The sequence below is a fragment of the Lewinellaceae bacterium genome (genome assembly GCA_020636105.1).
In the GTDB taxonomy this organism is placed as follows: domain Bacteria; phylum Bacteroidota; class Bacteroidia; order Chitinophagales; family Saprospiraceae; genus BCD1.
Genome location: JACJYL010000001.1, coordinates 518,988 through 535,571, shown reverse-complemented (window position 1 = coordinate 535,571; position 16,584 = coordinate 518,988). Strand labels below are relative to the sequence as shown.

Below are 16,584 nucleotides of genomic sequence, written 5' to 3'. Positions count from 1 at the left end.
CTTGCCTGGTCTTAGATTTTGTTTAAAGGGGATGAAATGTTTTTTGATTTTCGGGTATTTGAAACACCCATTTCGAAAATAAATTGTCGAATAGACAATTTCGTTCATTTTCGAAATCCGGGTATTTCATTTTTCCTATCTTCGCCTTATGTCTGCAAACAAATACTTAATCGTTCTCGGAGGCCCTACGGCAAGTGGCAAGACATCCTTTGCCATCGAACTGGCCCGGCATTATCAGACGGAGATCGTTTCGTGTGACAGTCGCCAGTTTTACCGGGAGATGACTATTGGGACCGCTAAGCCAACATTAGAGGAACAGGCTCAGGTAAAACACCATTTTATAAACAGTCTCAGCATTGAGGATGATTATAGTGTGGGCGATTTTGAAAAGGAGGCCCTGGTTTTACTGGAAGATCTTTTCAGGACACGGGATTATGTGGTGATGAGTGGTGGAAGTGGCTTATTTATCAATGCGGTTTGTTTTGGACTGGATGCATTTCCTGAAGTGCCCGAACGAATCAGAAAACAAGTTGAAGCAGATTTTGAGGAAAAAGGGATCGGGTATTTACAGGAAGCATTAAAAACCGGTGATCCGGAATATTATGAGCAAGTAGACTTGCAAAACCCCCATCGACTGATGCGCGCCATTGAAGTCATCCGTGCTACAGCAAAACCTTTCTCCTCTTTCCGTAAAGGGAAAAACCCGGAGCGATCATTCAAGCCCATTTTCCTGCAAATGCATCATACTCGTGAGGTGCTTTACCAACGCATCAATACCCGGGTGGATGGTATGATGGCCGCCGGACTGCTGGAAGAAGTAAATTGCCTTCTGGCCGAAAAGCACCTGAATGGGCTTCAAACGGTAGGTTATCAGGAGCTCATAGCTCATTTTGAAGCAAAACTTTCCCTTGAAAAGGCTGTGGAACTGATCAAACAAAATTCAAGGCGTTATGCCAAAAGGCAGATCACCTGGATGCGAAGGGATGGCTTCTGGAAGCATTTCCGACCGGAGGAAACAGAAATGGCTTTTGATTACATTAGCCTCGTGGTGCAGGAAAAGTTAAGACTTGCAATAATGCCTTCTGCGGCATTAGGCATTGAAGTCTACACAATGTTCCCCCAAAACACTAAAGTACTCGCAGCCTTTAACCAATCAAGCCTAAAGGCCTATCTGGCCTTTGAAATACATCCCAAAAAAACGGTTTGGTACAACCCGGTGATACTTGAGGGGGATCAGCAACTGGAGACGATTTTAAACCACGAAGCCAGGTTATTGAGGGAAGAAATGGGAAAATAATTTTTCAGGTCAAGCTATATTTTAACAAGTCAACCAGCAACGAGAAACAAGTAACCAGTAACAAGTAACCAGTAACCAGTAACAAACCTCTACCCCAACAACTCCAACACATTTTCCGGCGGTCTGCCCAAAACAGCTTTGTCTCCTTTTACCACAATCGGTCTTTCGATCAGTTTGGGATATTCCACAAGAATATCGAGCCATTCATCTTCTGAAATCGTTCGCCCTTTAAAATTATCCTTAAAAATTTGCTCGCCCGTTCTGACAATTTCTGAAGCCTTCATTCCCAGTTTTTCCAGCAAGGAGGCCAATTCTTTCCGGGAAGGAGTGTCTTCGAGGTAAAGGATAATATCCGGGTGGATGTTATTTTCTTCCAATAATGCAAGGGTTTGGCGGCTCTTCCCACATCGGGGATTATGATAAATTTGCATAGCTTTTGTTTTGGTCAAAAATAAGGAAAATTGAAGGACAAACCTAAAGCAAAGAAAAAAGGCAAAAAAAAAACAGGATGCAACCCAATGGTCTGCATCCTGCCTTGATCGTATTTATGAAACAGTTTTTTACTCTCTGAACTTGTAGTTCCCCAACATTACTTCCTTAAAAAATGCGCCCTGGTGGGTGGGTTCGTAATCGTAATTTTTGATCATTTGAGGAACCCAATTGGGATCAAAAACCCAGGCGCACCAGGAAATGCCTTTTTGTTCAAAATAATTGACAATAGCCTCCCGGTAAGTCCCGTCTTCGATCAGGTGTTCCTCCCCTTCAAAGAAATACCCCAGTTCCGTGGCTAAAATAGGATATCTTTCAGTCAGAAAACCAAAATGTTCTTCCCAATGGTTTTCACGGGGAGGTTCACATTTTCCGGGATATGGATGGGTTACATAAGCTACTCCCGGTCTCGCTATCGGGTTGTATTCCATATTTCTAAGGTCATAAGCCCAATTAAAACCACCTACGAGAGGGATCACTTTATTATCGTGTGCATAGATGATATCGATGATATCCTCTGCTATTTTTTTCCATTCCTCCCAGGTACAACTGCCCAGGGTTCCATTGAAAACCGTTGGTTCATTATAGATTTCATAAAAAGCTACCGTAGGAATATCTTTATAATGCCTGGCGATGGTTTTCCAGAAATAGTAGGTCTCTCTTTTGGTCGTTTCATAGATGTCATGCTGGAACATCTCCATTTGAAGGTTTCCAATACTGTGCCAGTCGATAATGACATAAATGCCCAGTTCGCTACACCAATCTACAGCCTGGTCGAGTAATTTTAGATAATTTTTTATCCCTCTTTGCCGCAGCGCCAAAGGGTGAACAGGAATTCTGACCAGGGTTGCCCCCCAACTTTTGATGACTTCAAAATGCGCTTTGCTCCAACGGCCATCTTTAACTATTTTATCGGGGTCCGCAATGGATAATCCTTTAAAAACCAGTATCTCGTCATTTTCATTGACCAATTTGTTCTTTTTTACCCGGATGAAATCCATATCCAGGGCGGTTGATTTAATTTGGTAGGCAGGAATCCATTCTTCATTCCACCAATCTGCCCGGTCAGTATCAAAAAAATGATCCTGGCTGAAAACAGGAAAAATCTGGCTTAGGCCAAAGACTAACAGGAGAACACAATTGAATTTTTTCATCGCAGAACATTTTAATTCATTGGTTCAAACTTAACCAAGATGAAAATAACCGGTCAGAGGTGTTTTATTCAAAAAAAGGGGGTAAATGTTGATCGGGTGCCAATTGGACCTTTTAGGCCAATCGGCCTGTGCAGGAAATTTTTTGAAAATGGAATGCGGTCAAAATTATTAAGGACCAAAGTAAATTAGAGCGTGTTTAAATTTGCTTTTGATTACGAACATCCATTCAACCCGCTTCGGGGTTGGCAGTGCTTATTCTCTTCTCAATGGATTTCATCCATTGTTTTTGACATGGATTTCCTTCGGAAAAATAGCAGGTATTTCAAAGAAACCAGGATGAATTGGTTAAAGTACGGCTTAATTCAAAAAAATGATTATTTATGATACCTGGAAGGACTCATACCGAATTCTTTTTTGAACTGATCGCGGAAAGATTTGAGGTCATTATAGCCCACCAGGTAGGTTACGTCCGAAACATTGTATTGCCCGGATTCCAGCAACTGCGCCGCCCTCAGCAATCTGAAGCTCCGAATAATGTGATTGGGAGATTTTCCGGTGAGCGATTTTAGTTTTCGATACAACTGCATTCGGCTCATTTGCAGGGCGGAGGCCAGTTGATCTACTGAAAAATCGCTGTCATCAATATGTTTTTCTACCACGATCTTGATCTGGGAGAGCAATTTTTCATCCATGGAATTCAGCACCACTCCCGAAGGGCTCAGGTCAAAATTTTTGGCAAAATGTTCCCGAAGCACATTCCTGCTATCGATCAGGTTTTTGATACGAGTGACCAGCAGCCGCATATGAAAGGGCTTGGTTACATAATCATCGGCCCCGGTTTCCAGTCCGTCCACTTTAAAAATAAGGGAGGTTCGTGCGGTGAGTAATATGACTGGTACATGGCAGGTTACAATATTGGATTTTATCCTGGCACACATTTCAATTCCGTCCATTCTAGGCATGGCAATGTCGGCAAGAATAAGTGATGGCGGTTCTGCGAGTGCTTTTTCCAGCCCTTCCTGCCCGTCAGAAGCTTCACTTATTTTATAATCATGCTCCAGGTTTTCACGCAGATAGGCACGGACATCGGGATTGTCTTCTACGATCAGGATTCCCGGCTTATTGCTGTTGCCATTTTTAGATTTATCCATTTCCATCGTAATTTCAGATAATTCTGACGGTGGCTCAGGAAAAATAAACCCTGATGTTGAGTTGGTATGATCTTCCTTCTCACCGGGAAGCAATTCACTGTCCGTAAAATGATCTTTTCCTTTTAGGATCCTGATCCGAAAGGTAGTCCCTACCCCTTCTGTACTTTCTACTTCAATTTTTCCGTGATGTTTTTCCACAATCATTTTTGCCAGGGACAAACCTATTCCTGTACCTCCTCTTCTGGAACGGTCGATATTTTTTTCAACCTGGTAGAACCTTTCAAAAATATTCTCCAATTCATTTGCGGGGATTCCCATCCCGGTATCCGAAACAGAAAGATAAATGAAATCATTTTCCTGGATATCGACGGAAATGGATCCCCCGTCTTTGGTAAATTTGAAAGCATTGGAAAGAAGGTTAAAAAGAACTTTTTCAAGTTGTTCATGATCTACAAAGGCCGGGATTTCCTTAGGGGCGGAATCAAACGTAAGTTTAATGTTTCGTTGTTTGGCCAAATACTTGAAGGACAGGATAATTTCCTTTGAAAACTCAACCAGATCTTTCTCTCCAACATGAAGATTCATCAGCCCTGCTTCGTTTTTCCGAATATCCAATAGTTGATTGATCAAAGTAAGCAGGCGGTTGGCATTATAGTACATCCTGGAAAAAATTTGATGCATTTTTTTGTCTATGGGCTGCTGGAGAAACTGCTCTAATGGACTGATAATTAGAGTTAAAGGGGTTCTGAATTCATGGGAAAGATTGGTAAAAAATTGCAACTTCAGCCAATTCACTTCTTCGAGTTTTTCGCGCTCCACCCGTTCCAGTTCCAGGTTATGGCGAAATTCTGCCCGAAGTTTGGTCAAACGGATTCCAATGTAGATCAGCCATGCAGCCACCATTCCGTAAAGGACATAAGCCCATCCGGTAAGCCAAAATGGAGGATTAATAACAAGTTTCAGTTCCGCCGGTTCGCTCCAGGCTCCATCTCCGTTGGCGGCTTTTACCATAAAAACGAATTCTTTGTAAGGAAGATTGGTATAATGTGCCGTACGCTGTGTGGCATCCGTATACACCCAATCCGGATCAAATCCTATCAATTGATAGGCGTATTGAATTTTTTTAGGTTCCCCAAAGTGTAAGCCGGTAAATTCAAAAGAGACTACCTTTTCCTTATGACTCAATTTCAATTCCAGGGTCTCTGAAATGCTTTTATTGAGAATTACATGCCCGTTCCTTGTTTCCCCAATGCCGACGGAACGGTTTGATAATTTGAAATCTGAAATGACAATCCTTGGAGCAATAGTATCCAGATGGATGTTATTTGGATTAAAGGCGGATAAACCATTTACGCCACCAAAAATGAGTTGCCCGGAATCCGTAATGTAGCCGGCATCATCATTGTAATAGTTATCCTGCAGGCCGTTGAACCCATCAAAATTCTTTATAGCCATCTTTCCCTCAACAAAATTGAAGTAAGAAATACCTTGCTGGGTACTCACCCATATCTTTCCCGAAAAGTCCTGCAGGATGGATTGAATCGTTCCGCTGCTCAAGCCATCTTTTTCATAAAAACTGGTAAATTTTCCTGTTTTTGAATCCAGCAGATTCAGCCCGTTATCTGTGCCCACCCAGAGTTGCTCATTGGTGTCAATATAAAAGTCGTTGATAAAATCATTGCTCAAATTACCCTCCTGGCCTCCTTCAGAACGAAACCATTCTACCAGCTCCAGGGCATTGGATATTTTGTCGAATTTTAATTTATACACTCCACCTCCCCGAGTCCCCACCCAAATGAAAGCCTGTCCATTTTCAATGGTTTCAATAAGATGTACAATCGGGTAAAGTTGAAAATTTATATCCAGATCCCTGGTCAGTAAATAGTGATAAAAAGTGCCGGTGGCCGCATCATAGCGGTCGAGACCTTTATCCCAGTAGCCCAGCCAAATATCATCTGAAGTGGTCTGAAGAAGCGACATCACATAGTTGTCCCCGAGCTGTTGGTCACTTGTGGTAAATTGCTGCAGATTTTTGACCACTTCTCCTTGTTTTGGAATCTGGTCTTCCTTAATTCTAATCACTCCAGCGCCATCCGTTGCGATCCATAACCAACCGTCTTTGTCTAATAACAAATCGAAAACAAACCCGGTAAGGTCCTGCATTTTTGAGACATCAAATTGATAATTCCGGGAAGTTGAAGTTAGATTATTGTCAGCATCCAATGCCAGGAAATTCAGCCCTCCTCCCCTCGAGCCAACCCATACTCCCGGTCGGCTTACTGCCGGAGTAATACAGGTGATACTACTCCCGGCATTATCCTTGGTTTCCGGATGGATCAATTGAAAAGCTTTGGCGTTGAGGTTCAGCTTATTCACACCTTTGTCCAATCCTATCCACAGGTTATTGGTCCGATCTTTCGAAAGCGACATAACCACATTGTTACTCAGGCTGTTGGGGTCGTTTTTAACTGCAGTAAAACATCTGTTGTACCCCGTTTTTGTATTAAGCAAATTCACACCGTTATAAGTGGAAACCCACACCAGGGAGGAATCTTCTTCCAAAATATCTGATACAAACGGATGACTCAGGCTATTGGGGTTGCCCATCTCATGGCCATAATAGTCGTACTCCAGATACGCAGGATCAGTGGCTGAATAGTGAATTTTCTTCAGACCAATACTGGTACAAATCCAAAAAACATCCCGTTGATATTTTGAGGGAATAATTTTAAAAATGAAGTTATGGCTAAGGTATATTTCATCAACCGCTCTGGCAGGAGCAAGATCATACCGGATAAAATATTCTTTGCTGCCTTTTTGAACCAATCGGTTCAATCCTTCCTCCGTGCCAACCCAAATGGATCCGTCGGCGGTCTGGGCCAGGGAATAAACAAAATCGTGACTAAGGCTTCTGGTGTCTGTAGGATCATTCAAGTAATGGATGTAGTTTCCACTTTCAGGGTCAAACCGGTTCAGCCCTCTCTCCGTTCCAATCCAAAATATTCCGTTCTTATCTTCCAGTATCGCACTGACATTATCATTGCTCAAACTGTTCATATCCTTCGGATCCCGGCAAAACTGCTTAAAGGTATCTTGCTCACGGTCATAGCGGTAAAAGCCTGAATAACTCGTTCCAATCCAAAGGTTACCCTTGCTGTCTTCAAAAATTTCAGTAATCTTATTGCTTTTTATTCCATTGGTATTACCCGGTTGCTGGCGATACATTTTTACCGAATAACCATCGTACTTGGCCAGGCCTGCCCAGGTGGCGATCCAAAGGAAACCGAGATGATCTTCAACAATATCATTTACCCCTGAATTGGGGAAACCTATTTCCGACGGGAGTTTTTCAAATTGAAATTTGATTCCTTTATCCTGCGCAAACAGGAAAACAGGAGCACAAATCATAAAAAGGATAAGGTTACGATAATTGATCATTGATCTCGAAGATTCAAATTTAAAAATCGTAACAAGTTACAAAAATTAGATTGTTGTAATAAAGAAATGAAGCCGGTAATCTCAGGATAAACGATTGATGAGTTCCAAACACATCCTCACATTATGATAAGGTGCTTTCCATGGCCCTGCTTTATCTTCAGAAAGGATGGGCACTCCTTCCCGATTGGTACGCCAGTACCATTCCCCCAATTCGGGATCAATGATGAAAGCTTTAATAAAGTTCCAGCTGTTTACGCTGGCTTTTGCAAAGGCCTCTTCCCCGGAAAGCTGCCACGCATTCCAAAAACCAACCACCGCTTCTGCCTGGGGCCACCAATGTTTGTCGAAATCGATGATCCCTTCATGGTCTGCCTCGTATAGTAATCCGCCATCACTATCCAATCCTTGTTCCATCACCGATTTTGCCATTTGGATACTTATTGGCAATATTTTTTTCAATAATTTTTGGTCTTTAAGCACTTCAGCGGCTTCCCACAACAACCAGCTTGCCTCAATATTGTGCCCAAAAGAAATATGTTCACTTTTAGGTTGCCAGTCCTCATCGAAATAAATGTGCATGCTTCCATTTTCGGAAATAAAGAAATGATCGATAAAAATTTGGATAATGTTTTCCAGTGCCTTTTTTACAAAATCAGCAGATTCAACCCGGTAAAAATTGGTATAGGCCTCTAAAACATGCAAATGAGTGTTCATAATTTTAGCTTCGTTTGCATCTTTTTCACTGAGCCGGATATCATCAGTATCGGTCCAGTCGCGTGCAAAAGCATTGTAATATCCACCCTTTTTCATGTCCAGGCTGTATTTTTCAATGAGCCAGAATATTTCAGTTGCCATGTCCAGGGCCTCTCGCTTGTGCGTAAGAATATAATACTCAGACAGGGCATAGATAGCAAAAGCCTGCGCATAAATTTGCTTCTGATCGTCGGCATAATTCCCCTGGAAATCAACAGACCAAAATACGCCCCCCTCCACTTCATCCCAAAAAAATTCCAGCAGGTACTGATAGGCTCTGTCTGCAAATTCACGATATCCTGAATTACCGGTTTCAATGGCCGCCGCGGAATAAGTCCATAATAACCGTGCATTCAAAATAATTCCTTTATCAGTCTTTGGAAAAAGAGTGCCGTAACTATCCATTCTACCAAAAAAGCCACCATTTTTATCATCAATCATATAATGAGACCACCAACCGAGAATTTTATGCATTTCTTCCTGGAATTCCTTTTTTAACTGAATCCTTTCGACATGCCAGGCTCCTTTTTCAATATTGGATATTTTCATAATCCCAGGCGTTTCATGATTTCTAAATTATCGGATATCAATTGATTTCGGGTTTCCACACTAGCTGCCGACCTGAATTTATCCGGTGGAGTATTGACGACATAATCCACCAATTTATCGATACTTGAGGTGGCCACATGCATGCGGGTATCCGAGGAAGCGTAATAAATGAACACCTTATGCTGTTCATTAACGATCCAGCCATTGCTGAAGGCTACATTGGAAACATCCCCTACCCGTTCAGCTCCCTGAGGGGCGATAAAATAGCCTCCTGGAGCATGGGTCACTACCCAGGGTTTTTCCAGGCTGGTCATGAACATATAAAGCACATAACGAAGCCCGGCAGCAGTATTCCTGACACCATGAGCCAAATGGAGCCACCCCTTATCTGTTTTTAAAGGGGCCGGCCCTTGCCCGTTTTTCACTTCTTTTATGGTGTGGTAAATTTTACTATCGATGATGATCTCCTTTTCCACAGTAGGGTTTTCCATGTTTTCAATGAGCCCCCAGCCAATACCGCCACCACCGCCCACCTCGATAAATCCGTCCTGGGGGCGAGTATAAAGTCCGTATTTTCCGTCGATGAATTCGGGGTGAAGGACTACGTTTCGCTGTTGGCCGGCATGACTAATCAGGTCAGGAAGGCGCTCCCAGGTCACCAAATCTTTCGTCCGGGCAATACCACAGGCCGCTACAGCGGCCGTGGTGTCCTGAGGCCGGTCGGTATCTTTGCGCTCTGTGCAAAACAGGCCATAAATCCAGCCGTCTTCATGATGGACCAATCGCATGTCATAGACATTGGTATCCGGTTCTTCAGTCTCCGGTAAAGTAACCGGGTAATCCCAAAAGCGAAAATTATCGATACCATTAGGACTTTCGGCGACGGCGAAAAAAGATTTCCGGTCGTAACCTTCTACCCGGAGCATGAGCAAATATTTTCCGTTCCACAGCATCGCTCCTGCATTGAAGGTGGCATTGATCCCCTGCCGTTCCATAAGGAATGGATTTGTTTTTTCATTGAGGTCATATCTCCAGAAGATCGGGGTATGCTTAGCCGTTACGACAGGATTTTTCCAGCGGGAAAAAATCCTGTTGCCGTCGGTTTCCGGCACATTCTTTTTTCTAATCAATTCATCGTGCGTCGAAAAGAGTTTTGCTATTTTTTCCTGAAAATCAGTCATGTTTAAAAATTAATGCTTTAAAAAATTCTATGCAGCTTTGGGCAATTTATCAAACCATGTCTTTTTTAGTATCAGGCTGCAAATCAACGCTACTCCAATGGCAATAATGGTTGGAACCACTTGCATCAACACCAGATAAATCGGAAAAATTACCAATGAGGTCTGCCAGACCACTCCAATGGCTACATTAAACATATCCCTTTTGAAATTGGTATTTCTCTTAAAATCAGGATCTTCTGCCATTACTTTTTCATGAATGGGCTTCCAAAAACCCCAGGGACGAACATTTTTGTAAAATTTTTTCAAAATTTCTTCTTCAACAGGAGGAGCGGTAAAGGTACCGATCAGGCATCCAGCGAGGGAAACCAAAAGCATGAGCGGGAAAGTATAGAGGTCAAGCACTCCATCGAAAATAAAGCGGAAAGACAATGCGGGCACCAAACCACCTACCATACCCCAAAAAAATCCGTGCCCGTTGAAGCGCCACCAGTACCACTTCAGAACGTTGGCCGCGACATAACTTCCGTACAAACCCGAAACGATCCACTGCAACAGATCATTGACGTTTTTGGCATAAAGCCCCAGCACTATACTGATAAATACCATAATAAGTCCTGCCGCATAATTGACCAGTTTTATCCGCGTCGCCGGGGCATCTGGTTTAATATATTTGAGGTAAATATCATTGACTATATATGCCTGTGTGGCGTTTAATGTACCTGCAAAGGTAGACATGAAAGCTGCCAGCAATCCTGCCAGTAAAAGTCCCAGGAATCCCACAGGAACGAATTGACTAATGGCTGATGGTAAAATTTGCTCAAAGTCAATGTTACCTCCAACCATAAGGTCGAGTTTATCATAAAAAAGAATAGCCAACACGCCGAAACCCGCGATCATGAAATACCGGATGGGCATTAAAATGAGACTCACAGAACCACTCATCAGGGCAGCTTCTCTGGGGGACTTAGTCGATAGAATTTTCTGCATATCGTAATTGGGCGCCGGCCCTGCAAGACTGACCAAAACACCTTTGAAGATCATCATCATAAAAAAGACCGAAAACAGGCTAAATCCGTCCGTTTTGATTTTTTCATTGACTTCAGGGATTATAGTGGACCAATCCAGTTCCAGGCGCATTCCAAAAAAAGGCGTCAACCATCCATCAGGGACCAAAAATTCATTGCCTGACAGGGCGTTCATGGCGATCACTCCCACCACAATAGCAGAAACGGCCATCAGGGCAAACTGTAGGACATCGGCCCATACAATACTTAGCATTCCCCCAAGTAAGGCATAGAATACGGCAAAACTGGTAAAAATAATGCCGTAAAAATGGGGGACGTATTCCGGAGCTACATCAAATGGAACATAAGCGGAAACCACTTCCCAGGGCACAAATATTTCGGCAAACTTGCCAATCCCGATAAATCCGTAGGCCAGGTAACCCAGCCCCATGATAATGGCAAAAACGATCACTATTTTGTGGGATATTTGGGCTCCTTTTTTGAGACCAAAACGGGTATTTATCCATTCCGCACCGGTAGTCACATTGGATCTTCGCAACCAGACGGAAAGAAAGATCATCAAAAATATCTGGTTAAAAACAGGCCATAACCAGGGAATCCATGCACTTTTTAATCCATAAACAAACAACAGGGTCACCAACCACATGGTACCGGAAATATCAAACATTCCGGAGGCATTGGAAAGGCCAAGCATATACCATGGCAAGCTATTTCCGCCAAGAAGGTAGCTGTTTTTGCTTTGCTCAGCCCTTTTTTTCAATAATAGCCCAATGACAACAGTGGTTATCAGGTAGGCAACGATTATCAATAAATCTATTGTCGATAATTTCATTTATGCTGTTATTTGTAGTGGTTTGTTTGTTTTCCAAAAGTAAATCAGGGCTGTTGATTTTGTGTCGTTTTGGGCATTTTTCCTTTGCCAATTTTATACAATTTAGGTAATTCTTCCTCCATCAGGATAATTGAATCCCTGGAAAATTCCATGAAGTCAGGCGCGCTAAGGTGCCCTGGATAAGGAGCATAGTGATGTGTGCTGTTTGCATTTCGCCATACCAACACCCAGGCGATGCGACTGGCCACAGGATCCACTTTGATGTTTTTCAATAAATACTCGGTCCACCAGGTGGCCACAGGAATCCCCTCGAGCCCCGTTTCGGTAAGGGCGGCAACTTTACTTTTTTCATCCGCCATTTCTACAAGCAATCTAAGCCGGCGGGTCAATTCGGAAGGATCATTTTCGGGGCTTACGTCATGGTAATCATCCAGGCCAAGAATATCGACATACTCATCTCCTGGATAACATTGAAGATAATGCTCTTTGTCTGTAAAAACATCAGGGGAATAACAATACAACAGGTTGTGTACGCCCTTTTTATCACGCAGGTATTCCACCGTAAATCTCCAAAGGTCTTTGTACTCTTCCGGGGTGCAATGAGGTTGTCCCCACCAAAACCACCCTCCTGTCTGTTCATGGAAAGGCCTGAAAATTATGGGAATATTTTGTTTAATCAAAAAACCTTTTCGAAGGCTTTTGAAAAATTCAGCCAATACATCCAGTTGCTGAGTGTAAATTCCGTGTTGAGGGCCGCCCGGCAAAATGGCCGAAACCACATTTTGACCTACATCCCACGAACTTCCGTCTGTTACAAAATTATCCGCATGCCAGCTAACGGTATTCACGGCTCCCATTTTGTAGGCTTCGAGCATCCATTTCCTCATGGAGGCAAATCTTATGGTATCGATATTCCTATCGAGTTTTCCCAACTTGCCAATGTCCCATCCAAATATCGCCGGGTAATTTCCGCATACATCTTTTACATCGGATCTTTTTTTGTGCCATTCCTTCCAGGTTACACCATAAGCCAGGTCATCCTGGTGACCAAAAAGGATATGCTCAGCGGAGATTTCTTTAAGGTTTTCGTAAAGGGCCTGAGTTTGCCTGTTGGCGTTTGGATCCACCATATTAGGAGGATCTCGTCTATCACTATCACTCTGATCAGCAAAGCCAAACCAGGCTACGACAGACAAGAGTAGCAGGAAAAATTTTAATCCTTTCATGGCATCAAATCGAATTTTTACAAAAAAGTTTTGAAAAATATGCAAGAGCCTTTTTCAGGCTCCTGCGTATTTTGTTCAAAGAATTTATAAAGCTTCGAAACGCACGTTGTCAATGCAAACATTTACGTGGGAATCCCCATCGTTAAATGCCACACCAAAATCAGAAGTGATACTGTTCAAATCTGTCAGAGTCAATGTTCCCCAGCCATAATTATCAGTAAATTCTGACAATGGAAGAGTTACTGTAATCCAGCCATTGGTACTATAGGATCCTGTATCGGCCCAAGGATTCCATCTATACCAAAAATCACCTTCCGTACCATTCAATCTCCATTGAAATACCCCGCCAGTAATCGGTTCTAATACATTGATGTCAAACTTAAGTACATAACCCGAAATGTTGGTTCCAACAGTTGCTCCAGGGAAATTGTCTGCTCCGTTTCTCCAGAAAAATCCTTTCCAGCCAGAAAGGTCATCATTAACACGGAAATAGTTTGAGCCATCAAGAGAAAGATCAGGATCATTTTCGACTCCGCCGGTATCTCCCCACCATGATCCAAGGTTGTCAAAATTGAAAAATACCAGTGCTGGGTCAACCACAGGATCTACCCCCTGGATATTGATTGGAGGAGAGAAAAATTCCTGGCCGGTGAAAGTGATGAATTTAATATTTCCCAGCCCGGTTTGAGTGGCTAAAGGAATAAATACTTCAATCAAATTAGCTGTTTTGGTTCCAAACATTGTTGCCGGCACATCCCCGGGGAAAATTACTTCATTTAATTCATCCAGGTGCTCGCCAACTATGCTGATCATATCGCCGGGAGATGCTGTAGCCGGCATGCTTGTAATAACGGCCGCAGTAGCGACAGCGACTTCAAAATCAATTGAAGACGTAACGGTACTTCCATTGGTGGTTACCACAGTTACCGGACCAGTAGTTGCTCCAATGGGCACATTTACCGTTGCGGTGGTTAAAGTTGTACTGGTTACGGCAGCCGAAACATCTCCGGTAAACTGAATGGTTGTAACCAGATCGAGATTAGTACCCTCTATGGTTATTTCCTCTCCGAATTGGCCATTATCAGGAGATAAACCTGTAATGGTCGGCAATACAAAATTGAGCACATTACTGCTTGAAACGGATTTATCCGCTGCGGTATATACCGTAACCACATCACTTGTAGCATTCATGGGAACAGTAACAACCATTGTTGTGGCCGATCCACTAGAGACTGTACCTGAAGACCCGCCGCCGAATTTAACATCCGTAACCAGGTCAAGATCATTACCACTTATGGTCAATTCCGCCCCGTTTTTAACAGGATTAGGTGCAATGCCTGTGATCTGAGGGACAACCATCACCAGTGCATCTGCAGAAGTCACGGTGACCAAAGAAGCCGGAGTAATTTTTACATTCCCGTCATGTGCATCTCCGGGAACCATAACTTCAATGCTTGTCAGGGACTGACTTACAAAAGAGGTAATCGCCGCAGTTCCGGAAAATTCAACCTGTTTAACCAGGTCGAGGTCTGCCCCGCTAATGGTCAGCATGCTTCCTGCCTTTACCGGATTGGGAGATATGCCGGCGATGGAAGGAAGGACAACATCAAGTACTGCTTCGGATTCCACCACAATAGGGATTTCCTCCCCATTTGAGATCGCAATTTTTCCTGATTGGGCCCTTTCGGGAACTGGCACCTGAATTTCCTGGCGGGTATGGCTTACAAAGGCGGTATCTCCAATAGCTACACCATCGCTAAACACTACAGTATTAATGAGATTCAGGTAATCCCCCTGAATGGTCAGCATATTGCCGGCCTTAACAGATGCCGGGCTGAACGAGGTCAAAACAATAGGTTCGGAAATGGTTAAGATTGTAAGAGAAGTAATATCTCCATCCGGCGTTTTTAAGATGATATGCCCCTCAACAGTTTCCTGAGGAATAGTCAAGGTGATCAACTCTGCCGTTTTAGAATCAAAATTGGATACATTAATATTATCCGGTAAAATAACTGCCGTTACTTTATCGAGATTGGTTCCAATTATCTTAAGCGTTCCTCCGCGCAGTGCGGGAGAAGGGCCGAAGCTCAATAATTGAATGGCGTCGGTTGGGGTATCGTCCTCCTTTTTGCAAGCACTGAAAAAGATCATTACAGCCAGGAAACCGACACTTAAAATGGTTAAAAATTTATATGGTTTATTCATGATTCCTTTTTTTTATTGTTAAAGCTTTACTACTCTCGGATTATCAATGCCAATCAGGACATTCTGTGTTCCGCTGGCGTCGCCGAATAACATAATAGTAAAGTTTGTGTATTGAGAAAGATCCTCAAGCTGTGCAGGATTACCATCTTTATCTTGTGTAAATTCAGTCAAAGGTACTGTAACCGTAACCCATCCGTCTGTCTGATAAACACCTGTTGCTTCCCAGGGTTTCCAGCGGGCCAAAGGCACCGGAATGTCCCGTCCATGATCACCACCGTAAGGGGCAAAGAATATTTCCAGCGGAATTTCCCGCCATTCAAACGCGCTATTGATTTCAAAACGCACTCCCCATTCATTGACAGAGGCTCCGTTAGGAAAGATCGGCACATTACCTCTTCCTGTTTCTCCGTCTTCGGCTATGTACATCATGTTCAGTTCATTGACCCACTGCCAGGCACCGACGTTATCTTTTTTGAAGTAGGTATAATTGCCGGAACAAGGCTTCAGATCCGTTGGACCTGAGGCATCTGCGATCGGGGAGTTCCAGCTGCGTGAACGCCAGTTGTCAAAGTTTACTATGACGTTGCGGTCATCCCGAAAATAGAAACCGGATTTTGCTGTTCCGAAATTTGTGGTGACCAAAATTTCTCCCATCTCACTTCCTTCAGGAACCATCACCTGGAGCTGTGTCTTAGTAAGGGAAACGATGGTAGCCTCTCCCCCTCCAGGGAAGGTAACGGTTGTGGGTTCGAAGAAAAAATCTCCGTTCAATACTGCGATATCCCCATCCTCGACGTATTCGCATTTAATGGAGGATAGTATTGGTGCAGGTACATTTACAAAAAATTCGTAGAACAGTTCATCTCCGTTGGCAAAGACAAAACGAATCTGGTTGGTTACTTCTGTAGGCACGCTGCTTGGTACATTAACGAGGATCGTTTTGTCGGTAACATAAGTCGGATTCAGGGATGCCTTTTGGTCGTTGAACCAAATTTCAACCGTGTATCCAAGATCCTCTCCAATGATAGCAATTAGAGACCCCATGAATGATCCAACCAATAGTGAATCAGCCGCATTGGGGTCTGTGGAGCGTATATAATGAACAGCAGGATTGCCTATATCCGCATTTGGATCGATAACCACAGGCTCATCTTCCTTCATGCAGGAGGTTGCAATAAAGCCGATCACCATGAAAAGGAGAGCAAAAAGCGATATTTTTTTATATGATAAATTCATTTTTACATTATTTTGAATATTCGAAATAGTATTGAAAATTCAGGAGCT

Annotated in this window: 10 protein-coding genes; 1 reads left to right on the top strand and 9 read right to left on the bottom strand. The window is 43.1% G+C overall.

All coding sequences use genetic code 11. The annotated features are described in order from the left end of the window. Window positions 1-148 precede the first annotated feature (148 nt). Window positions 149-1,297 carry a tRNA (adenosine(37)-N6)-dimethylallyltransferase MiaA gene (miaA, locus tag H6571_01955; GenBank protein MCB9322480.1) on the top strand — a complete coding sequence of 383 codons (1,149 nt, stop codon included), beginning with the start codon at window positions 149-151 and terminating at the stop codon, window positions 1,295-1,297. A gap of 89 nt (window positions 1,298-1,386) precedes the next feature. On the opposite strand, the gene arsC is transcribed toward miaA, so the two are convergent. The 9 genes from arsC to H6571_01910 all read right to left on the bottom strand — a co-directional run bounded on the left by arsC (window position 1,387) and on the right by H6571_01910 (window position 16,536). Beyond that, window positions 1,387-1,728 (bottom strand): arsenate reductase (glutaredoxin), encoded by a 342-nt coding sequence (gene arsC, locus H6571_01950; protein MCB9322479.1) that lies wholly within the window; start codon window positions 1,726-1,728, stop codon window positions 1,387-1,389. Between the two features lie 129 nt (window positions 1,729-1,857). After that, window positions 1,858-2,787 carry a cellulase family glycosylhydrolase gene (locus tag H6571_01945; protein MCB9322478.1) on the bottom strand — a complete coding sequence of 310 codons (930 nt, stop codon included), beginning with the start codon at window positions 2,785-2,787 and terminating at the stop codon, window positions 1,858-1,860. Between the two features lie 527 nt (window positions 2,788-3,314). Beyond that, window positions 3,315-7,529, bottom strand: coding sequence for a response regulator (locus H6571_01940; protein MCB9322477.1), 4,215 nt, complete (start codon window positions 7,527-7,529; stop codon window positions 3,315-3,317). An 81-nt stretch (window positions 7,530-7,610) separates the two neighbouring features. Continuing rightward, window positions 7,611-8,831: an AGE family epimerase/isomerase gene (locus tag H6571_01935; GenBank protein MCB9322476.1), complete on the bottom strand. Its 1,221-nt coding sequence runs from the start codon at window positions 8,829-8,831 to the stop codon at window positions 7,611-7,613. Then, the gene (locus H6571_01930) at window positions 8,828-10,012 is read right to left on the bottom strand and encodes a glycosidase (protein ID MCB9322475.1); all 1,185 of its coding nucleotides are present in this window, start codon (window positions 10,010-10,012) and stop codon (window positions 8,828-8,830) included. Before H6571_01930 ends, H6571_01935 begins: the two co-directional genes overlap by 4 nt. Before the next feature lie 27 nt (window positions 10,013-10,039). Then, window positions 10,040-11,869, bottom strand: coding sequence for a Na+:solute symporter (locus H6571_01925; GenBank protein MCB9322474.1), 1,830 nt, complete (start codon window positions 11,867-11,869; stop codon window positions 10,040-10,042). A 44-nt stretch (window positions 11,870-11,913) separates the two neighbouring features. Then, the gene (locus H6571_01920) at window positions 11,914-13,095 is read right to left on the bottom strand and encodes a beta-mannosidase (protein MCB9322473.1); all 1,182 of its coding nucleotides are present in this window, start codon (window positions 13,093-13,095) and stop codon (window positions 11,914-11,916) included. 84 nt (window positions 13,096-13,179) lie between these two features. Beyond that, on the bottom strand, window positions 13,180-15,300 hold the full coding sequence (locus tag H6571_01915; GenBank protein MCB9322472.1) for an IPT/TIG domain-containing protein: 2,121 nt from the start codon (window positions 15,298-15,300) through the stop codon (window positions 13,180-13,182). Between the two features lie 18 nt (window positions 15,301-15,318). Further along, a complete protein-coding gene (locus tag H6571_01910; GenBank protein MCB9322471.1) occupies window positions 15,319-16,536 on the bottom strand; it encodes a hypothetical protein in 1,218 nt (405 codons plus the stop codon). Window positions 16,537-16,584 lie beyond the last annotated feature (48 nt).